A 20273-nucleotide genomic window follows, 5' to 3' on the forward strand; every position below is an offset into this window, starting at 1 on the left:
CATGAGAAACGAATCATGGATCGTATCTTATGAGCCGGATCAGAAACAAACCATGCGAGAATGCTTCTAATACTATCGAATAAGGAAGTGGAAATAATGAACCTGGATATTAATATTCTGCATCATATTGGGCTAATCACATCCAATATGAACATCACCATTGAACGTTATGAGAAGCTTGGATTTTCTTTTACGCCTCTATCATTGCCGAGAATTCCTTTAAAGCCAGGGGGCGAACTAGAATCGCTTGGAGTTGGAAACCGATGTGCAATCTTTCAGAACAATTATCTGGAAGTGTTAGGTGTTGTGGATAAAGCCAGATGGGATACAATTACAGAAGCTCAGCGTGGACCCTATGATATCGACAAACCACTCCGTCGTTTCGAAGGCTTGCATGTGATGCATTTTGGCGCAGATGATCTGGAAGCCGTTCATAAGAGACTGATAGAACAAGGGACTTCATGTTCTGACATTAAACCTTTTCAGCGAATCGTTGATACACCCGATGGAAAAAAAATGATGCATGCCAAAACGGTTCATTTCCCAGAGAATGCGAATCCAGAAGGATTGATTCAAATCGCACAACATGTTACACCGGAATTGGTGCTTCAACCTCGTTACATGCAGCATGCCAACGGGGCAAAAACCATTATTGAGATTATCGTGTGTACAACCAATCCCAGTGAATACGCTGCAAAGTACGAACGATATTCGGGACACAAAAGTGAACAGAAGGGCAGCAGCTACATATTGAATCTAGGCTACTCAAGTGTGAGAGTCATTTCACCTGAAAATATGGGAGATATCCTCCCCGGACGTCTTCCTCCCGCACTACCTTTCTTAGCAGGGTTTACTGTTGCTGTAACAGATCTTCATACTACTCGTAACGTATTAACGGATAACCAGATACCATTTGTAGATAATGGTGAACGTTTAATCGTTCGCTCCGAAGATGCTTGTGGCAGCGCGGTTCTTTTCGTTAACGAATAGCTTGCACGTGACGGTTGGATACAAAGGGGCCAGCCGGCAGTGCCAGCCGACATCAGTCAGGACTGCCACTGCCGGCATAACCTACCTGCTTTCATAATTAGTCTTTGTCAAAATAATCTTCTTGCAATTCATTCAAACATTCAATAAATTTTTCCCTGAAATTTTGATTTCTTTTATATTCCGGCCATGCAACCTTATAGTAAGGCAATAACTTCTCATGAGGGACAATGCCCCAATATAGAATTGAGCTTTTCATAACCTCCGTGGCGCCAGCCCTTAACATCTGTTCAACGATCTCCCAGCTTTCCGATTTGTCATTGCAATTGCGAGTGGCATAGATTGCGGTCGTTTGTATATTCGAGTCGGTGTGGCACAAGAAGGGTTTAAAGTTTTGGAGTGTAATTGCACCGGAAGATTCCAAAACATACCCCACATAACGTAACATTTCCGTGTCGTGAACCCGGTCAAGACTTTGAACGATCACTTTAATAAATTCCTCTAAATCAACTGATTTACCATACCCGTTCAGAATTATTAAAGCTTGTAAAAAATCCTCATTACTACCCGAATGCAGTAGCTCCAGAAGACAGTCTCTTCCCGCATCAATAGAGGTTTTGCAGATTAACCGAATAGCTGTGGGGCGATCATTTTGTCTTTGCTTGGCAATGTTTTTCAAAAAATCAATGGTTGGCTGGGAAATTTTCTTGAACTTAAACATGCCATCAAGCGCTTTTGATCTGATTTCTTCGTTTGGGGCGTTTTGATAAACTTGTATCAACGCATTTTCATCGCCAGGCATTCTGCTGCCAAACCATTCGTTATCATAATCCAGAATAATTTCGTCCAGCCAGCGCTCATACCAGTCCAGAAAGTTGTCTTCATAGACGAAGAAAAAAGGACGATCAGGATAAAAATCTGATGTGTACACGATTTCCCCCCTGTGCTTACCATCAACTACGAGATACATATCATATTCGCAGCCTTGCGTGCCAATGCACAACATGCCACTCATCACTCTATTACGGGCGGCATCGAATTCCAGGTCGGAGATGTCCTCATCATTGAACAGGGGCTCAGTCAGTTCGTTCCATTCCTCTTTTGTCATTCCGGGGTGCAGAACGCATTTTGCAGCGAGCACATTTCTATCGGTATAGGAAGTTGCCTTTTCAATCGAATACATCCCGTAATATGGACCGGCACCTCCATTTCCGATGTTCGTTAAAAACTGCGTATAAGGCTCCGGGAGTGTGACCTGATTCTTTGCTTGCCAGCCCGCAAGCTCTTTTGTTGTAAGCTTTTCATAAACCATGTATTTGTGTGACGATGCTCCAAACACCAAAAACGCCGTATCTTCGCACAGAGCCTTCTCGAGTTTGTTTTTTATTCGATCAAGTTGCGATTCTTTCTTCCAAAACAACATTATTAATCCCCCTTGATGATTACAGCCGGGTTTCCTTCGTCTCCTTATCCAGCAATTTCAGCAGATGCGGAAATCGGTATTCGCCGTACATTCTCTGTATGTGCCCGGCTGCGTCGGCCAGATCGATGCCGACAGTGGTTATATATAAAGGCTTGGCACTGCTGCCTCGGTATATCTTTTTGACAAAAGCCTCGTTATCGCGAAAGGCATTTTTCGCAACACCAATCACTGGAATCTTCCCGGAAAAATGTGTGTAAACATAATGTCCGAGCCCGGGCTTTTTCTCATTGTTTAAGTACACATAGCCATCCACAACGATGGTATGTATTTGGCTGATATCCGTAAGTTTCAACAGCTCCTGTATGCAAGGGAGCTCTCGTTTATAGAAATAGCCCATTTCGTATTCGTGTGGGGTTTCCGTATAGGACACGATGATTTCAAGTGGTTTAGAATCTTCCCAACCTTGAAAAATAACCCCCACTGATTTCGCTTTATTTTCCTCATAATACACATCGACAGCGATGATCATTGACAACGATTCCTACCTTTACGCTCATTTATAGCTTTAATTCATAGCCAATATATCAATTTTTCCAACAAGGGGGAGCCGGATAGGGTGGCTAACGGGACGGGAAGCTCTAGCTCAATGCCAACAAAGAGACGCCGCCGCGATCGGTGGGCTGTCTAACACCGTTATCAGGCGGTCATCAAGAACCGAATGAGATTAATCGCTCGATGTCACAAGCCGCGTTTCCAGCCTGCAGGACGGACGCCGATACATGCATCTTACTGTCCTCGTCCTGCGGGTCGCCTTTGATTTGGTGACAACTGGAAAGTCGCCATCTATACTAAACTTATCAAGCCTATGGAAAAGAGGAGCCGTCTTTACATGAAAATCTTACTCGACATCGACCCGCGCAACGAAGAAACCACGGTGACGATTCACTGCAAAGAATTGACCCCAGCCATCCAGGAGATCCTGGAGTACCTCAACAAGAATGACACTGATTTGATCGTCGGAAAGGATGGAGAGAACCAGCACTTAATTAAGCACGAGGAAGTACTCTACTTTCGTACGGAAGGTGATGTGGTCACAGCCGCCACCTCAGAAGGAATCTTTAAAGTAAAAGAAAAATTATATGAGCTCGAAAACACCCTTCCCTCCCACCGGTTTATCAGGATCTCAAAGTCCGTTATTGCAAACCTGTATGCAATGAGCCATTTTGAACCATCATTTAACGGGACCCTTTGTGTTCACTTTAAATCAGGTGAAAAAGAATATGCTTCGCGTCATTACATTGGCCGAATTAAAGAAGTTTTAAAAATGAACAGGAGGGAAACGAAATGAATTCATTTTTTTTCAGAAGCATGATTGGCATATTCTTCGGGGCCTTTATTGCTGTAATGACTACAAGTGCGCTTATTTATTTCGGTGGACAATCGGAAATAGACGGACTGCTTTTTATTAAAAATGCATTTGGTTATATATTCTGCGGCTGGCTGTTTACTGTCACACCCCTCTATTTTAAAATCCGCTCACTTGGCCTGCCCATGCAGACGGCTCTGCACTTTCTAACAGTCACCATCGGCTACTTGATTATAAGCCTTTTGATTGGCTGGATTCGGATTGATGTAAAAAACTTTATGATTTTCCTGGCAATCGCTATTTTGTTTTACGCCATCGCATGGATTGTGTCTTATCTTTATTTTAAAAATGAATCGAAAAAGCTGAACAAAGATCTTAGAAGGCATTGAATAAAAGGAGGATAAGCATGGAGAGTGTCATTACAGTTAAAAACCTATCGAAAAACTTTGGCGGGACCAAGGCAGTAAAGAATCTTTCCTTTACTGTTTACAAAGGTGAAATCTTCGGGATTATCGGGCCGAACGGCGCAGGGAAAACGACCACCCTCGAAATTCTGGAAGGATTATCTGATCCAAGCGAGGGAGCAGTGGAAGTCCTTGGTCTTGTTCCCAATAAGCAGCTCCGGGAGTTAAACAAGAGAATCGGTGTCCAGTTTCAGGCCACTTCGATCCAGAAGAAAATGAAAGTAAAAGAAGCGCTGGATCTCTTTTCTTCATTTTACGATAAGGCCACGAAAAAAGATTATGTAATAGAATTGCTTGGCTTAAACGAAAAGCTGAACGTAAAGTTCGATGACCTGTCCGGCGGATGGAAACAGCGGGTAACTCTTGCTTTAGCCACCCTCCATGAGCCTGAAATCTTATTTCTTGATGAGCCGAGTATGGGGCTTGATCCCTCAGCAAGGCGGGAAATGTGGTCATTGATCCGACTGTTAAGGGACCGTGGAAGTACCATTGTGGTAACCACGCATTATATGGAAGAAGCGGAGCAGCTGTGCGACAGGGTGGCGATGATTTACGGCGGCCAATTAAAAGCTTTAAACTCCCCTCGAGGATTATTAAATGAAGGTGATGCTGACTGTCTGGCCTTTATCAGTGAAGGACTTAACTCCGAATATTTAAGCTCGCTTCCCGGCGTGGAGCGCGTTGAAAAGAATCAAGAAGAATTTAGAGTGTTTTGTGATGACCAACAGACAACGGCTTATCACATTTTCAGTTACTGCCATGAAAAAGGCATCTCATTGTCCAGCTTCAGGTTTGAGAAAGGCTCGCTCGATGATTTATTTGTCCAGTACCTAGAAAAGGAGAAGATCGGATGAAGGCAATCGTAAAACTCGCCAGCATAGAAACGAAAATGTTCTTTAGAGACCGTTTAAGCATGTTTTGGACGTTCCTCTTTCCAGTTGTGATGATTGGGCTGTTTGGATCCATGTTTGTAGGAGATAACATGAGCCAAAAGGCTTTCGCGGAATATTTTGTTCCTTCGTGGATTGGCGTCAATATCGTAACCACTTCCTTTTTTACACTGGGAACTGTTTTAACCAATTACCGGGAAACGGGCGTATTGAGAAGATATCAATCAACACCGCTCCAGCCATGGAAAATCCTCGCCGCTCATACCTTTCAAGGGACCGTCATTTTTGCTATATCCGCCATGCTTCTAATGGTTTTTGGTATGCTTTTCTATGATTTAACCCTGCCGGCCTATATCGGAAGCACCCTGCTTTCATTGCTTATTAGCATCCTGGCCTTTTTCCCGTTTGCTTTATTTCTGACTTCCTTAGCAAAAAACACTCAGGCTGCTGCCGCAATCAGTTCGTTATTTCTAAATCTGATGCTGTTCCTGTCAGGTGCGACATTTCCGCTGGAGATGTTGCCGACGGTTCTTCAGTATGCAGCGAAAATCCTCCCGCTCTATTATGTCATTCAGTTGCTGCGGGGGACGTGGACAGAAGCGCCAATTACGGAATATGGCTTTGAAGCTGCTGTTTTGATTGGCATTGCGATTGTATCTGTTGTGCTTGCTACACGGTTTTTCCGGTGGAGCGGGAAGTAGGAATATTATAAGGAGTTTCGCGATTGTTTGTGAGAAGAAACACGAAAAAAGCTCGCTCGATACGAGCGGGCTTGGGTTTTCAAATAAGGCTATACTGTGGCTTGAGATTGATCACAATGTGAAAGCAGCAGGAAATTGCATAATAATGCCTCTAGTCATTACATCTGCCATTTCTAGCGCTTGTTTTTGAATTTGGTCACTAACAGCTACATTTTGGACGAAATCACCCGATAATCGTGACGATACTTCTTTGGTCAATAGATCCAAGTGTTCATGCATCATGTTCCGCCATTCGTTTTCATTCCAATAAGGATTTATTTTTGCCAGAAATCCAGCTATTTCATCTGCATTTGCATACCATCGTCTTTGTGCATCAGCCGCGGCGCTAGTGTTACCGGCTTGTAAAGCTTTAACCAATTCAACAGCGATGGTTAGATGTGCTGTTAACAACTGGGCAAATGTATTGGCGATATCCGCTCCGTAAAAGGGCTTAAGCGCAGATGCGAAATCAGTTGGGTTTCGCAAAAGTCTGTTTACCGTCGGTACCTCATCCGGAAGTCGACCAACGATACTATTTACAGCTAATCTCGTCCAATATACATGCTGTTCCCACAGTGAGCGCAAATCTTGATTCAACTTCAACATGGACAATGTCAAACACCTATCATGACTTTGTCTGTAAGGCGAAAACAGATTTCCAGGATAACTATAATACACTTGAAACACACCACCCCAGCCCAATTTACGACAGTATATGGGGGAGGGTGTTACATGTGTGCCTGACTTACACATAATTCTATCAGGCTATAATCTTTGAATTGATCTCTCTATGCCATAGCTGTTCAGTGATCCGACTGCTGAACGTGCCGACAGTGCGATGAATGTAATCACCGGGTGTCCCGCTGCCTGAAATCATGAAGAGACTCGCACCAGTGATAAAGAGATAAGGTTAACAACGGAACTATACAAAACTTTCGGATGTAACGTTACCCCTTTGGGGGAGAGCAGCTTAAACTCGCGATTGACAAATGGAAAGTGTTGGCATAAAATAATGTCAGTAAGAACTGACAGTCATTATTATTGGAGAGGGATTATGGACATGAAAACCGGAAAGCAAAATACAAGTACGCGGTTGTTGCAAGCCGCTATTAATCTCATCTCGGAAAGAGGCTACAATGGAGTAACTACAGAAGAGATCGCCACGGCAGCCGGTCTAAGTGAGAAGACCCTTTTTCGCTATTTCGGCACTAAGCTGAATCTTCTTGAATCTTCCTTCGACCACTTTCATTACACTGAAGATATGAAAAAAGTGTTTCAGGAAGGTCTTGTTTGGGAACTTGAAGCAGACCTCCTCACAATATGCAGTGCATACCATGAAATCATGAACCGCGATCGAAAGTTGGTCATGATCAGTCTGAAAGAATCCGCTCTACTCCCAGACTTTAAGAAACGAATGCATCAACATCCGCTACAGCTTTTAGAGGTTTTGAAGCAATATTTCATTGGCATGGGGGAACGGGGAAAGATCATTCGTACAGATCCGGAGTTGCAGGCTTTTACCTTCATGATGACGCACTTTGGCGCGTTCATTAACGATTTGGATAGCGGTAAACATTATCCGAATATAAGGTTGGAACCCTTCATGCAAGAAAGCGTTCGAATATTCGCTAGGGCCTTGACCCCCTAGTTTTCACTGTGTCATTACTCCAGTAAGTACTGACAGACAAAAATCTTATTTAGGGGTATACTAGCGCTCACCTTAAATATGGGGAGACGCTTTTAACCAAATAAATTGATGGAGGAGAATACAGGAATGGCGGAAAACAAAACGGAAAGCGAGTTGTTTATTACGCGCGTCTTCGATGCCCCTCGTGAAACAGTATTTAAGGCGTGGACAGAAGCTGATCGTTTGGCTCAATGGTGGGGCCCCCAAGGCTATGCGTTAGAGGTGGAGAAGCTTGAACTATTTCCCGGCGGCCAGTTTCTCGGTTGCCAAAGATCCCCTGAAGGGCATGTCATGTGGGGCAAGTTCATGTACAAAGAAATCATCGCCCCGGAGAAGCTTGTTTTCATTCAGTCGTTTTCCGACGAAAAAGGCAATACCATCAGAGCTCCGTTTAGCGAAACCTGGCCGCTTGAAGTGAGCAATCATCTAACCTTTTCCGAAGAAGACGGCAAGACGACGCTTACGCTTAGCGGAGGTCCTTATCAAGCGTCGGAAGATGAACGTGCTGCTTACGAAAGCATGCGGCCTCATATCCAGCAGGGACTTATGGGCACCTTGGATCAGCTTGATGCTTACTTGAAGCAGACTTAGAGCTATAAACATACTCATTAAAAAGGGAGAGACGACTCTATGAGCCACAATCAAGAAGTTACCTCATTTATTGAATGTCTTAACCAACCTTGGCAGATCGAAGTATGCAACCGGCTTCGCCAATTGGTTCATCAATCGATTTCGGAAGCGGAAGAGCGTATGCAATACAAAAAACCTCACTTTTTGAAAAACGGTCAGTACGCTGCCGTGATTGCTCCATCCAAAGATTCGGTTGCTTTTATGATTATGAATGCGAAAGATCTTGAATTACCGAAAGGTCAATTCGAAGGTCCACCTGAGAGGAAATGGTTGAAAATTCGCGAAGGCCAATCCCCAGATTATGATTTATTATCCGAACTGCTTGTTAAAGCATCGAGCACACTTTAAATGCTCTGATGTCAGGGTGAAAAAGCCCGTCACTCGCAGAAAGCCTGTGCAAGCCGATAGAATCGGTGTTGCACAGGCTTTCTAACCACTTATAGCATTTTCTGTATTCCCTCACATCGTATCGTCCATGTTCCATCCTGAGGAAACCCGGGAGCGGTTGAATCAGGTCCTCCAATCCAGCCGCCAGCCATCATTGCAACGGCAGTCAGCAGGCCGCCATTTCCAGGTAAATAGATCGGCAGTCCGCTGGTCTGATAGTTATGTCCGTTAAATAGATACGTATTTTTCGGCCGATCTATCATTAGAAGGTCTATGGCTAGCTTGCCTTCCCCAAGCCGTGCTGCAGTCATCGCCATCATTGGATAGTCCCAGCCCCAAGTATCGTCCCAATTCCAGCTGCGTATGACTTCGTGAAGCGTTCGCCTCATCGTTTCCGAATCCGTCATAAAGCCAGGCAAGACGCCAAGCGGAGCAAGCATCGTCGGATGGTCATCGATGCCGGATGAGCCGCTGAACGTATCTGGGACCGTTTCGGCTGCTACATATAGACCGTCGGATACAGGAAGCGGAGACAGATGTTCCAGCACTTGATCCCATTTGTCCACTCGAGCCAATCCGAGCCTTTCTCTCCAGCAGTTTGCCGTTGATAAACCGAATGCCCAGTATGCCAGCTCGAAGGTCGGGTTCATGGTAACCGCATGATCGAAGAGTTCCTGCGCCGGCGCGACCGGCGGACCCAGGACATATCGCTTGCGTACGTCGTCCCATTCCGCGAAAGAGGCCATGAATTCCGCGCTTTGAAATACGATGTCGCGGTACCGTTCAAGCGTGCCGCTATCCTTTCGTATTTGATAAATAAGTTCAGCAAAGTATATAGGATGCGGCTGTTGCCAGATCAGAAACGGTTCGATATAGCAAGGAGCATTAATGCCTTCTTCCGTTACGCACTTTGGCCAGCGGGCCCCCTCATACCCTTGGGAGTATGCCAATTCTTTTGCTTGGGGAAGGATCTCAAGATACCAGCCCAGGTTATTCTCCAACATCAGGGGACGGTTCCATAACGCAAAATGAACGGAATGCCACCAATGCATCTCAAGATGAAATTTTCCAGCCCAACTATTCATTGTCAGACCCGTTTCCTGCGGAGGAAGCGAACCGGACGACTGCACGGCAGTCAAGTACTGTGAAAGCACGATCCGCCGTTCCAGCTCATGGGCTCGAATATCCTCGCTTTCGGCTAATTCTATAGCGGCTCCGTTATTCCAGAAGTGTTCCCAATGCTTCTTCGAGCCTGAATACACTTCTTCGAATTCGGGAAGAGGAGCGGTGTTTACTCCTTGAGAATAACGAATGACGAGCTCTACTTCTTCAGCATCAGAAGCCAGTAAAAACCGATGAGGGTCGGCAGGATCGAGCTCAAGTGTGCCCGCGGACCATTGCACTGCAATCCAATGTTGGTCATGATCCAATGTTCTCTTTAGGCGAACTGAGCATTCGGTCGAGTCCATAATCTTGGTCCGGTGCGCATCCGCACGGTCCCAAACAGCGCCAGATCCCCCAAAGGATGCGCTCCCATAGGGGAAATGCAGGGCCAGTTTAAGTTGACCGGATAACAGGAGCCTGGATCTAACCCGTATGGCAAGGATGTCTTCATCCTGATGGCAGCATGTCTCTACCAAGACGATTTCGTCTGACAAAGAGAAGCTGCTGAAGATCACGCCTGTCCATAGATCCAGTGTTTGATCGATATTCTGTATATTCTCCGGCGCCGCCGGGTTACCTGAAGGAAGAGACAGATGAAATTTGACCGCACCGAGATGCAGACGGTGAGGGTTCGTTCTCAACCATTTGTATTCCTCGCTGGTTTCATTGCGGGGAACATAGGGAAACCCGACAGGTCTGCCATTGAAAGTATGAAAGTATGTTTTTTGAAATTTATCCGTCGCGTAGCCATTCGGGTTCGGTGAGGTATGCCAGCCCCAATTGGATAGATGGCCAAGCTCTACTCCGCCGTTCCCGTAAAGCATGGGGAATGTCTGCAGTCCCGTCGCATCAACGGTGAATGCATAATTCCCGTTGCCGACGGTTAAAGATGAGAAAGGGTCGAAGCCCTTGACGACAGGGTTGTGACGTCGTACCAGTGTTTCACGATTAATCGTTTGCATTCTTAAATCGAATCCCTTTCTAATATAATGTATTCGCTTACAACACTATACACTCGTGTGCAGAATTACTCAAAGGGTCTTTTTTAAGATTTTACTGGGTCATTTTTTAGTTCTAAGCCATCAAAAAGTAGAACCCTAAATTTGCCCTAGTAAATACCCAAATCTGCCTGTTTGATTTGTAAGCGTTCTATTATATCTTATTGTAAGCGCACCAATTTCTTTAATCGCTTCGAGTGTATGCGCTACAAAATCATTGCTAGGGGGATCAAGTATGTTCGGAAGAAAAAGACTCATCATCTTGACGATGACTACCGTGTTATTGGCCAGCCTCATTGCCGGCTGCTCTTCGAACGAAACAAAGAATGGTCAGCCGTCAAATGCTGAGCCAAATTCGGGAGCACCCGCGGAAACGGCTAACCAGGAACCGATCGAAAATGAAATCGTCGACATCGAATTTTGGATCGGGAACACTGGCTTCAAAGGCATTGACAAAGGCAGTCCCGAGTACAATCTTTTAGCCGAGCAGACCGGGGTTGGCATTATCACTCCGTATGTCGAATGGAACGGAGGGACGGACTACCTGAATGCGTTAAACGTGAAAATCGCGTCAGGCGAGATACCTAACCTCTTTGCGCCCTGGAACGGCAATGAAGCGGAGCTCGCAAAAAACGGCGCACTTGCCGATCTGACAGACCTCTTGCCAAAATATGCACCGAACCTATGGAAGCTGATCCCGGAAAGCGCGTGGAACATCGTTAAAGCGAACGATCCGACAGGTAAAGGGCGCATCTATTGGGTACCTGGCGTGAATACGTACGAAAAAACGACTGGCTTGATTCGCAAAGATTGGTTGGACAAACTAGGCTTGCCGATGCCAAAGACGCAAGAGGAATATGTCAATGTTCTGAAGGCATTCAAGGAGAAGGACCCGAATGGCAACGGCAAAGCGGACGAAATCCCGACTGGCGGCCGGGCTGAAGCCCGCTGGATGGACCATCTATTCGACATGTACGGCGTCGCGATCAGCGAAGGCTATCCGGAATGGGACGTCTACGAAGGGGAACTGACATACTCCGCGGTTACGCCAAACATGAAGGACGCACTCGCCTTTATCTCCAAGCTATACAAAGAAAAGCTGTTGGACCAAGAAACGTTCTTGAACGATAAAGCGGCTTGGGACGGCAAAATCGATGCTGGTTTGGTAGGAAACTACTATCACTGGGGACAGGCAAGCTTCGAGCACACGAGTAAAATCGAACAAGCGACAGGCGTAAAAGCCGACTATTCCGTTCTTCCCGTCATCGAAGCGCCTGGGTATGAAGGCAAAGGATTTATTACCACGAAACAAGTCGGTTTGCCACAGTATGTGGTCAGTGCCAAACAAGACGAAAAGCAACTCATGGCGAGCTTGAAATTCCTCAACGCACTTGCGGATCAATCGAAGTGGTTCGATCTGTACATGGGTGTTGAAGGAATGCACCACCAAGTCGTGGACGGCAAGAAAGTTCTTTTGCCCGAAGACAAGAGCACGCAGCAACTCAAGGGAGCGAACGTGTGGGACCAATTTGGCACGACGGACTTCCAGGAACGACTGCTGCTCGATAACGCAACACCTGAAAATAAATGGCAATATGAACAAAGCATCCGCAATATGAAGGAACTTCAGCCGTTCGTCAAAGTCATTGGGGGCAACGGATTGCCAGCAAGTGTATATGACGACTATCCCGATATCAAGAATCGCACGCTTTGGAATGAATACGCAACGAAAATCATTATCGGTACGTATCCGATCGAGAAGTTCGACGAGTTCGTCGAGAAGTGGAACAAATCAGGCGGCGAAGAAGTCACGAAGAAAGCCAGAGAGTGGTATGCGAAGGTCGGGAAATAATTCCTGCTGTTGGTAGCTCGACATGAAGAAAGGAGGGCAGCCTGCTCCGCTCGGGCTGCCCTTCTTGTTACTCCAACATGATCTGTCAAAAATTAAGGGGTGAGGAATATCTTTATGGTTCATCTTCGAAAATACTGGCCGTTATATCTGATGGTATTACCTGGCGTAGCGTTCTTCATCATTTTTCGTTTCATACCGATCGGAGGCTCTTTTATTGCCTTCCAGGATTATTCCGTATTTCATGGCATAAAGAACAGCCCATGGGTCGGCTTTAAACATTTTGAAATATTGTTCGACTCCCCGAGCTTCTACCGCATCTTGACCAATACGATCATTCTTGGGTTACTCAAAGTCGTGATCCTCTTCCCGGTGCCGATCGTTCTGGCTCTCATGATCAATGAAGTCAGATTATCGCTCCTGAAGAAGGGATTTCAGACAGCGCTCTATATTCCGCATTTTCTCTCTTGGGTCATCATCGCGGGAATTACGTTCGACATGTTCTCGCTGAGCGGCATATTTAATACTTTGCGCGACTTGTTCGGTTATGAACCGAATCTGATCATGCAGCAGGAGCAATACTTCAGATGGATCTATGTCCTGACTGGCATTTGGCGAGATGCGGGATGGGGGACGATCATTTATTTAGCGGCGATCAGCTCCATGGATCCACAGATTTATGAATCTGCCATTGTGGACGGCGCTTCCAGACTAAAGCAAATGCTCAAAATCACGATCCCGCTGCTGCTTCCAACGGCAACCATATTATTTCTGCTCGATCTCGGGAACTTCATGGAGCTCGGCTTCGATCATGTCTATAATTTGCTCACGCCAATGACCTATTCCGTTGGAGATATCATCGACACTTACGTGTACCGGACGGGCATCCAGGAAATGCGATATAGTTTCGCTACTGCCGTCGGATTGTTCCAAGCGGTTATCGGTTTTATTTTGGTGATGATCTTTAATAGGTTATCAAAGAAAGTTTCCGATGGAGGGTTGTGGTAAAATGATATCGATATCTTTCGGCGAGAAAATATTTCGTATGATCGTCATAACCGCACTATGCGTCGTATCGGCGATAGCCATCATCCCGCTTTTATCGGTGCTTTCTGTATCGCTCAGCTCCAAACTGCCCGTGGAATTAAATTTGGTGACGATCTGGCCCCGCGAAATTACGCTGGACTCCTGGAAGTATATGATCGACAGGGCTGATTTATGGAAATCGTTCGCCGTAACCGTCATTTCGACCGGGATCGGAACCTTCCTGTGTCTGCTAATCACGGCGCTCACGGCTTATCCGCTATCGAAGAAAGAATTCGGCTTCGGCAAAATCGTAATGGTGCTTGCCATTATCACCATGATATTTAAAGCACCGCTGATCCCTTATTTTCTTACAGTGAAAGGGATCGGGCTGTATAATAATCCGCTCGTTCTCGTTATACCTCATATGCTGACCGCGTTCAATTTGATTATTATGCGAACATTTTTTAAGCAATTTCCCTCAGAGCTGGAGGAGGCCGCCGTTGTTGAAGGAGCCGGATACTTCAGGGTTCTGTTCAGTCTTGTGCTGCCGCTCTCGAAAGCGGTACTCGCGACGCTCGGGTTATTCTATGCGGTTACGATCTGGAACCAATTTCAGACTCCTTTGTTATTTATTCAAAATCCAGATTGGTTCCCGTTGCAGATTAAGCTTCGTCAATTCATTACAAGCGATAATGAAATGCCGATGATCGGAGATTTATCACAGTTGAACTACAACACCCGAACGTTACGCGCAGTTACGATTGTCTTCTCCATTACTCCAATTCTTCTGGTTTATCCTTATCTGCAGAAGTATTTCGTGAAAGGCGCCCTGTTAGGCTCCGTTAAAGGATAATGCATCTATAAAACTTGGAAGCAGGGATCGTTATGTTGAAGAGGATACGACAACGAATAGCTGAGATGAAGTTGCGCAATAAGCTCCTGGTGAGTTATTTCGTCGCTTCAGTCATTCCGATTGTCATAATCAGCTTAACGATCTACCGTCTTTCGGCCGACAGTATCGAAGAGGCGTCCAAGGAGTTTACTTCGATGTATATCTCGCAGGCCACCACGAATTTGGACGACTTTGTACGGCGATTCGACCAATCCACCCGTTCGGTATTGGTAGAGCGGGACATTATGCGTATATTAAGCAGCAAGCCAGCTGACAAGATGGATGAATTAATACAGAACAAAGAGGTAATCCAGCGCTTTTTTTCTAGGACGTTGTTGGTATATCCGGAGATGAAGACGATCACGTTGGTCAGCAGCTTGGGCCATATCTATCATCACACCAGAGCTCCGGACACCATCAACGCAGCGGCACTGCAGGAACAGAGCTGGTACAGGCACATACGAGATACTGAGCGGCAAATATTCATTACACCTGTGCATAATCGTTCCTATTACAATGGCGACAAGGAAGGTGCCGCATTCACCGTCGGGCGAGTGCTGTGGAATTATAACGGCTCCTATGCCGGAATGATTCTAGTCGATTTGGATCCGAGTGAACTGATTCAACTAAATAAAGATTTTATCAAGCTGGGAAACCGATATGAAATTCGACTTATTATTACAAATATTGCCGGTGAGATCATCTATCATTCCGATGCGGCAATGGGGCGGCGGCCATGGAATGAAATGATCGGCCAATCGTACAAAGCCGGCGACGCGAAAAAAAAGGGCGATCGAATCGTCCTTTTCGACCTGGCAGACGAAGGCAAACTCCTGATCAGTGCGGAAATTCCGATTCACAAGCTGCTTGCCGGTATCAATGGGGTCAAACAGGTAACGGTATGGGCGATTATAGCGTGTCTGGTTTTTATCGTTTCCATTTCATTTACGAACAGCTATCGGATTACCAAACCGATAAATGAATTGCGAAAGAGCATGAAGCAATTGGAGCTGGGACATTACTCCACGCTTATTCAAGTTCCTTCGTCAAACGACGAAATCAGCAGTCTTGTCACGAGCTACAATAAAATGATTTTAAGAATAAAAGAGCTGATCGAAGACGTATTCATCTCAGGGATGAAGCGAAAGCAGGCCAAGCTCCTCGCCCTGCAAGCCCAGATCAATCCGCATATGCTTTTTAACACGCTTGAATCGATTCGCATGAAAGCCGTCGTGAAAGAGCAGGATGAAATTGCCGAAATGATCAAGGTATTGGCACGGATGTTCAAACTTTCTCTCGGTAAGGAACGCGAACGAAACCTTGTGAGGCATGAAGTCGAATACGCGGCCAACTACATTTATTTGCAAAACATTCGATACGACAACCGGTTCACATTGGAAATCCGTCTTAGCGAAGAAGTGCTGAACACGCCGATCATCCCACTGGTATTCCAGCCGGTCGTGGAGAATAGTATCAAACACGGTTTCCAGAATTACGATAAGCGCTTGCATATCCTGATCGAAGAAATACGCCTGGATTCCTCTGATGCGCTGATCCGAATCACAGACAACGGAATTTCTATTTCGCAGGGAAAAGCCCGTGAAATCAATGCTATTCTGCAGCATGCGGAAACGAGCTTTCATGATCCGGATCCGGAAGATCGCGACACGGATTCGGGCATCGGGCTTCGAAATATCGCCGAGCGACTCAAATTGCAATACGGTGAACGTTATTATTTGAAAATCAGTGAGGAACGGGGAGCAGGAACGGTTGTCGAGCTGCTAATCCCCCTCCTCTAGATCGAAGGAAAGGCAAAGGGGACATGTCCATGTACACGGTCGTTCTGGTCGATGACGAAAAAGGGATTATTGACGGGTTGAAGGTGATTATGCGCCGGTATCTGCCGACATGCGAAGTGATCGGCTGTGCGTATGACGGGGAGGAAGGCTTTCGGACAATCGTCGAATTGCGGCCCGACATCGTCATTACCGATATTCGGATGCTCCGAAGTGATGGGCTGGACATGATTGAAAGATTGACAAGGGGTGGATCGGATTCCAAATTCATCATTTTGAGCGGCTATTCGGAATTCGAATATGCACGAAGAATCATGCGATCGGGGGTCAAATATTATCTAAGCAAACCAATCGAAGAAACGGAGCTTCAGAATTGCGTAAATGAGCTCATCCAAGAGATCGAAGTGGATAGAAGGGATGAAAGGGAGAATAAGCAAACCGCTGGCTCCGGGGCAGGTCAACCATCCTTATACGAGACAGAGATGCCGAAGAGAAAAGATGTCATTTCGGAGATCAAGCAATACGTAACCGAAAACTTCGATCGGAACATAAGCCTCGCAGATTTATCCAACCGATTTTTCATCAACCTTCATTACCTTAGCCAACTGTTCAAAGAGAAGACAGGCCAAACGTATTTAGAGTATCTGACTCAGGTGCGAATCTCGCGTTCCAAGGACCTGCTTGCGAGCAGCGACCTGAAAATCTACGAAATTTGCAAAAGAGTTGGGTACTCGGATTCAGCGCATTTCTCCAAAGTGTTTGAAAAAGCGGTCGGCTGCAAGCCTAGCGATTTCAGGAAAATGCATACTGAAGAACATCGTAGTTGAGGTACGGCCATGAAGACACGGCCACTCTATGCAGTGGATAAGTTAGTATCCTAACAATAGAGAGTGGACCGAGTAGGAAAAGTCGCTCAACTGCGGCTTTTTCTTTTTATGAGAAGTCGTGAAAACGCCAGTTAAATAATCGCCATACATGGGTTTAAGGCACCACAGAGTGCTAACGCCTAGTAGGCCAGCCGTCCGCAACGCTTCGGAATCGAGCGCGGCAACGGGGGCGGCTGGCCATGCGATCGGAGAAAGGAGATGTCCTCTCGTATCAGTTCAATATCTCGACGTAACGGACAGTTCCATCATTTATTCCAATAGGTCTTCCATATGGAGAGTAGTCCCGAAATAAGTAGCGTGCCCGTGACTTTTTGGCAACCCGTCCACATCGGTATCAAACAGCAGTTTGGTTTGCGAAAATCCCCCGGATGATAAGAAAGTTGCTCTAAGATCCATTTCTCCCTGTCTGAGACCGGTTGATTGCAAGTCAGCCTCATAACGGGTTTCACCGAAATAATTAAGATTCAGGCTCTCCGTTCCATTGTAGTAACTCAAAGCGTCATCACTATAGTTCACGTATTGCGTTTGCGTTGTGATCGTAAAGTTTGGATTCATTTGGTACGCATAAGTCCTGTAGCCGGAATGCCTGCCTTTAATTTGCACGTTAACATTCGAATTAATGGAGTCCAGTACGCTTAAATCCGAAATGCCATACGGGATATTATCCGGTGTAGTTTGAACGGGTACGGGAGCAAGCGGCTGGTATTCAAGAAGGGTTACTCTCTGGAGCCGTTTTACTTCAGTCCCGGTGCCTCTGTATATTTCCTGCCACAATGCATGTTTGTTGTCCGGATGCCAGGACATGGGTGAGGCAAACACCCAATTGGCTTCTGTATTCAGCGGCACTCCTTGATATCCAGGTTGGTACTTAGAACGATTAATGTTGATCAGCACCGGACCGATATTACCTTCTCTGAAACGACGGACATCAGATACTGAATACGTATACAGAATTCCATTAAGAGGCCCTAAGTTCAATGCACCATGGGGTCTGGGCAATAGACCGAATATTGCTGGATCGGTATCCTCAGAAAATCTGGTGCTCATCACAATTCCCAGACGTTCATCCGGAGAGAAAATGGTTGTTTCATCATATCCGGGAGTATTCGTGATTTGCGTCAAGTTGTCAGATGTCAGATCCTGCACGATGGAATCGGTTGTACTTCTATTGAGAGCCCCAACAAGGGAAATTGCGGTCCCTCCCTTGACGAACTGCTTAACTTCTCCTCCCCGTAAGGTATTCGGAATAACAAAGCCCGGGTTATTCGGGTCATCTCTAAAGGCTTCGACCGTACTAATAATCTTCACATTATCAACAACATATTTATCCGTATTACGGACCAGGGAACCGATCAGTACAGCAGAACTAAGGTCTGCGCGGAGTGTTGTCCAACTTATATGTTGATTGTCTGGTGCAATAATGACTTCAGACCAAACACGAAATGTATTGGGACTATTAGTGAGGCTGGAGGGGTACTCGATCGGAATGAATTGTGTGCTTGAACAGTTGTTAATATTGGGTGAGCATTCAAGTACATAATCTCCCATTAACACACGTTTGTTATCCTTGAACGGCAGAAATCGGAGACCACTTGGACCTGGTGGGAGCACTCCGGAGAAAATCACATTAAAGTTCGATCCGTCATCATTGAGAAGCGCTATGTTAATGTAATCCGCAATGTTGAGGTCATTCGCAGTCTTATACGAGATCAATATCTTCCCTGAATATGTGTAATGTGCTTCCCGAAGTATTACGTAACTTGGTAAAGGGACTGTATTAACTGCAACATCTCCAATACCATCAGAATTGAAAAATGAGTTGGTGGTAGCTTCAGATTCGGTTGAAGCGGATGCATTTGCTGATAATGATAAAATAAGAACTGCGATCATCAGAACGGATAATAATCGTTTCTTCATCATTTTTGCCTCCAATTTTGAATTTCTGGTAATGAGGGAGAGAGGGGCGTTTCGATACTTACTGATTAAAATAATTCAACCTCCTTTCGCCGTTTGTGGTTTTGATCGTGCTTTTTGACTGGAATGATTCCGCTTACATAACTGTACTTACAAATAATCCATCGTTCAATTGGTCATTTTTAAGTGTTTTCATGGCATTTTTAAGAAGATTGGCGATATCGTGATCAAGAATGATCAGGTCATGGAATTGTTCGACTTTTTGGACGGTTGATTGCATATCGTTATCTCTATCCGTTGACGTGTATACGTGTATACACGTATACTCAATTTATAAATCATCAACTGGCTAAGGAGTTGAATATGAAATGCCTTTAAAAATGCCCATCACTCCTGTTCGCAATTTAGGTGAACAAGCATATGAGAGCATAAGGGAGTCCATTATATCGTTGGAATTGTTACCAGGACAAATTGTGCAGGAAAACGAACTGGCTATTTCACTTGGCATAAGCCGTACTCCCGTGCGCGATGCCTTCCACCTACTAATTTCCGAACAGCTCATCGAAGTACTTCCTCAACGTACAAAGAAAATTGCCAGTATATCGGTTTCTAAAGTGTTGGAAAGCAATATAGTTCGACTTAGTCTTGAGAGCACAGCATTCCAATTGGCAGCCAAACAATGGGGTATGTCTGAGGATTATATAAAAGTAGATTTACAGCTTGAAAAGCTATTGGATGAGCAAAAGGAGGCAGCCCAGCTTCAGAATACAGCTCTTTTTTTACGTCTTGATGAATGGTTTCATAAGCAGATTATGCTCTTGGCAGGGAATCAGACGTTATTTGAAGTCGTCCACCAAATGCGGGGACATTTGAATCGATTCCGCTTCTTGGCGATGAAGGAGCTTGTTTTGACGAAGGGATTAGTCCGGGAACATGAAGAGATTTTCGCTTGTTTAAGAAGTAGAGATGAACGTGGCGTCGTTCAGTTACTGGAAACGCATCTCGGAAGAGTGAAAGAAGAAATCCCTTCGCTAAGAGAGAAATTTGCTAGTTACTTTCAAGACTAGCAAACAAGAAAATTAATATACGCAGAGGAGCGAGTATCATGTCATGGTTATCTATCCAGAAAAAGCGGGATTATGATCCATTATCCAAGTGACCTACAATGTTAAG

19 protein-coding genes are annotated in these 20273 nt (G+C 45.4%); 14 read left to right on the plus strand and 5 right to left on the minus strand.

Going from position 1 to position 20273, the window contains the following annotated elements; genetic code table 11:
* Positions 1-96 precede the first annotated feature (96 nt).
* Positions 97-990 carry a VOC family protein gene (locus IEY46_RS08875; protein ID WP_188991082.1) on the plus strand — a complete coding sequence of 298 codons (894 nt, stop codon included), beginning with the start codon at positions 97-99 and terminating at the stop codon, positions 988-990.
* 97 nt (positions 991-1087) lie between these two features.
* On the opposite strand, the gene IEY46_RS08880 is transcribed toward IEY46_RS08875, so the two are convergent.
* Positions 1088-2410, minus strand: coding sequence for an SMI1/KNR4 family protein (locus tag IEY46_RS08880; RefSeq protein WP_188991084.1), 1323 nt, complete (start codon positions 2408-2410; stop codon positions 1088-1090).
* A 19-nt stretch (positions 2411-2429) separates the two neighbouring features.
* Positions 2430-2939, minus strand: a complete 510-nt coding sequence (locus tag IEY46_RS08885; RefSeq protein WP_188991086.1) for an endonuclease V — start codon at positions 2937-2939, stop codon at positions 2430-2432.
* A 360-nt stretch (positions 2940-3299) separates the two neighbouring features.
* On the opposite strand from IEY46_RS08885, the gene IEY46_RS08890 reads away from it, so the two are divergent.
* The 4 genes from IEY46_RS08890 to IEY46_RS08905 are packed head-to-tail and all read left to right on the plus strand — an operon-like array spanning position 3300 to position 5831.
* Positions 3300-3758 carry a LytTR family DNA-binding domain-containing protein gene (locus IEY46_RS08890; RefSeq protein ID WP_188991088.1) on the plus strand — a complete coding sequence of 153 codons (459 nt, stop codon included), beginning with the start codon at positions 3300-3302 and terminating at the stop codon, positions 3756-3758.
* A complete protein-coding gene (locus tag IEY46_RS08895; protein ID WP_188991090.1) occupies positions 3755-4165 on the plus strand; it encodes a DUF3021 domain-containing protein in 411 nt (136 codons plus the stop codon). Before IEY46_RS08890 ends, IEY46_RS08895 begins: the two co-directional genes overlap by 4 nt.
* A gap of 17 nt (positions 4166-4182) precedes the next feature.
* Entirely contained in the window at positions 4183-5094 is a 912-nt protein-coding gene (locus IEY46_RS08900) for an ABC transporter ATP-binding protein (protein ID WP_188991092.1), read from the plus strand.
* Positions 5091-5831 carry an ABC transporter permease gene (locus IEY46_RS08905; RefSeq protein ID WP_188991094.1) on the plus strand — a complete coding sequence of 247 codons (741 nt, stop codon included), beginning with the start codon at positions 5091-5093 and terminating at the stop codon, positions 5829-5831. Before IEY46_RS08900 ends, IEY46_RS08905 begins: the two co-directional genes overlap by 4 nt.
* Before the next feature lie 111 nt (positions 5832-5942).
* On the opposite strand, the gene IEY46_RS08910 is transcribed toward IEY46_RS08905, so the two are convergent.
* The gene (locus IEY46_RS08910; RefSeq protein ID WP_188991096.1) at positions 5943-6476 is read right to left on the minus strand and encodes an acetylglutamate kinase; all 534 of its coding nucleotides are present in this window, start codon (positions 6474-6476) and stop codon (positions 5943-5945) included.
* Positions 6477-6930: 454 nt separating this feature from the next.
* Here IEY46_RS08910 and IEY46_RS08915 point away from each other — a divergent pair, with 454 nt between their 5' ends.
* The 3 genes from IEY46_RS08915 (at position 6931) to IEY46_RS08925 (ending at position 8535) form a co-directional block, all read left to right on the plus strand.
* A complete protein-coding gene (locus tag IEY46_RS08915; protein WP_188991828.1) occupies positions 6931-7518 on the plus strand; it encodes a TetR/AcrR family transcriptional regulator in 588 nt (195 codons plus the stop codon).
* 126 nt (positions 7519-7644) lie between these two features.
* Positions 7645-8148, plus strand: coding sequence for an SRPBCC family protein (locus IEY46_RS08920; protein WP_188991098.1), 504 nt, complete (start codon positions 7645-7647; stop codon positions 8146-8148).
* Positions 8149-8187: 39 nt separating this feature from the next.
* A complete protein-coding gene (locus tag IEY46_RS08925) occupies positions 8188-8535 on the plus strand; it encodes a DUF1801 domain-containing protein (RefSeq protein WP_188991100.1) in 348 nt (115 codons plus the stop codon).
* A gap of 89 nt (positions 8536-8624) precedes the next feature.
* On the opposite strand, the gene IEY46_RS08930 is transcribed toward IEY46_RS08925, so the two are convergent.
* Positions 8625-10700, minus strand: coding sequence for a glycoside hydrolase family 65 (locus IEY46_RS08930; RefSeq protein ID WP_188991102.1), 2076 nt, complete (start codon positions 10698-10700; stop codon positions 8625-8627).
* Positions 10701-10971: 271 nt separating this feature from the next.
* Between IEY46_RS08930 and IEY46_RS08935 the strand changes: the two genes are divergently transcribed.
* The 5 genes from IEY46_RS08935 to IEY46_RS08955 all read left to right on the plus strand — a co-directional run bounded on the left by IEY46_RS08935 (position 10972) and on the right by IEY46_RS08955 (position 17126).
* Complete coding sequence (locus IEY46_RS08935) at positions 10972-12588, plus strand: type 2 periplasmic-binding domain-containing protein (protein ID WP_188991104.1); 1617 nt, start codon at positions 10972-10974, stop codon at positions 12586-12588.
* A gap of 114 nt (positions 12589-12702) precedes the next feature.
* Positions 12703-13593, plus strand: coding sequence for an ABC transporter permease (locus IEY46_RS08940; protein WP_188991106.1), 891 nt, complete (start codon positions 12703-12705; stop codon positions 13591-13593).
* A gap of 1 nt (position 13594) precedes the next feature.
* A complete protein-coding gene (locus tag IEY46_RS08945) occupies positions 13595-14464 on the plus strand; it encodes a carbohydrate ABC transporter permease (RefSeq protein WP_188991108.1) in 870 nt (289 codons plus the stop codon).
* A 32-nt stretch (positions 14465-14496) separates the two neighbouring features.
* The gene (locus IEY46_RS08950) at positions 14497-16302 is read left to right on the plus strand and encodes a sensor histidine kinase (RefSeq protein WP_229750160.1); all 1806 of its coding nucleotides are present in this window, start codon (positions 14497-14499) and stop codon (positions 16300-16302) included.
* 29 nt (positions 16303-16331) lie between these two features.
* Positions 16332-17126, plus strand: a complete 795-nt coding sequence (locus IEY46_RS08955; protein WP_188991112.1) for a response regulator transcription factor — start codon at positions 16332-16334, stop codon at positions 17124-17126.
* A 309-nt stretch (positions 17127-17435) separates the two neighbouring features.
* Here IEY46_RS08955 and IEY46_RS08960 read toward each other — a convergent pair whose 3' ends face one another.
* On the minus strand, positions 17436-19106 hold the full coding sequence (locus IEY46_RS08960) for a hypothetical protein (RefSeq protein ID WP_229750161.1): 1671 nt from the start codon (positions 19104-19106) through the stop codon (positions 17436-17438).
* A 362-nt stretch (positions 19107-19468) separates the two neighbouring features.
* On the opposite strand from IEY46_RS08960, the gene IEY46_RS08965 reads away from it, so the two are divergent.
* Positions 19469-20167 (plus strand): GntR family transcriptional regulator, encoded by a 699-nt coding sequence (locus IEY46_RS08965; protein WP_188991116.1) that lies wholly within the window; start codon positions 19469-19471, stop codon positions 20165-20167.
* The last annotated feature ends 106 nt before the right edge of the window (positions 20168-20273 follow it).

The sequence above is a fragment of the Paenibacillus nasutitermitis genome (genome assembly GCF_014641075.1).
Lineage (GTDB): Bacteria > Bacillota > Bacilli > Paenibacillales > Paenibacillaceae > Paenibacillus_Z > Paenibacillus_Z nasutitermitis.

Coding starts and splice junctions, on each gene's coding strand:
- IEY46_RS08960 (WP_229750161.1), bottom strand. CDS start 19,106: ATGATGAAGAAACGATTATTATCCGTTCTGATGATCGCAGTTCTTATT.
- IEY46_RS08950 (WP_229750160.1), top strand. CDS start 14,497: ATGTTGAAGAGGATACGACAACGAATAGCTGAGATGAAGTTGCGCAAT.
- IEY46_RS08905 (WP_188991094.1), top strand. CDS start 5,091: ATGAAGGCAATCGTAAAACTCGCCAGCATAGAAACGAAAATGTTCTTT.
- IEY46_RS08955 (WP_188991112.1), top strand. CDS start 16,332: ATGTACACGGTCGTTCTGGTCGATGACGAAAAAGGGATTATTGACGGG.
- IEY46_RS08885 (WP_188991086.1), bottom strand. CDS start 2,939: ATGATCATCGCTGTCGATGTGTATTATGAGGAAAATAAAGCGAAATCA.
- IEY46_RS08940 (WP_188991106.1), top strand. CDS start 12,703: ATGGTTCATCTTCGAAAATACTGGCCGTTATATCTGATGGTATTACCT.
- IEY46_RS08930 (WP_188991102.1), bottom strand. CDS start 10,700: ATGCAAACGATTAATCGTGAAACACTGGTACGACGTCACAACCCTGTC.
- IEY46_RS08925 (WP_188991100.1), top strand. CDS start 8,188: ATGAGCCACAATCAAGAAGTTACCTCATTTATTGAATGTCTTAACCAA.
- IEY46_RS08900 (WP_188991092.1), top strand. CDS start 4,183: ATGGAGAGTGTCATTACAGTTAAAAACCTATCGAAAAACTTTGGCGGG.
- IEY46_RS08880 (WP_188991084.1), bottom strand. CDS start 2,410: ATGTTGTTTTGGAAGAAAGAATCGCAACTTGATCGAATAAAAAACAAA.
- IEY46_RS08910 (WP_188991096.1), bottom strand. CDS start 6,476: ATGTTGAAGTTGAATCAAGATTTGCGCTCACTGTGGGAACAGCATGTA.
- IEY46_RS08945 (WP_188991108.1), top strand. CDS start 13,595: ATGATATCGATATCTTTCGGCGAGAAAATATTTCGTATGATCGTCATA.
- IEY46_RS08875 (WP_188991082.1), top strand. CDS start 97: ATGAACCTGGATATTAATATTCTGCATCATATTGGGCTAATCACATCC.
- IEY46_RS08890 (WP_188991088.1), top strand. CDS start 3,300: ATGAAAATCTTACTCGACATCGACCCGCGCAACGAAGAAACCACGGTG.
- IEY46_RS08915 (WP_188991828.1), top strand. CDS start 6,931: ATGAAAACCGGAAAGCAAAATACAAGTACGCGGTTGTTGCAAGCCGCT.
- IEY46_RS08935 (WP_188991104.1), top strand. CDS start 10,972: ATGTTCGGAAGAAAAAGACTCATCATCTTGACGATGACTACCGTGTTA.
- IEY46_RS08965 (WP_188991116.1), top strand. CDS start 19,469: ATGCCTTTAAAAATGCCCATCACTCCTGTTCGCAATTTAGGTGAACAA.
- IEY46_RS08895 (WP_188991090.1), top strand. CDS start 3,755: ATGAATTCATTTTTTTTCAGAAGCATGATTGGCATATTCTTCGGGGCC.
- IEY46_RS08920 (WP_188991098.1), top strand. CDS start 7,645: ATGGCGGAAAACAAAACGGAAAGCGAGTTGTTTATTACGCGCGTCTTC.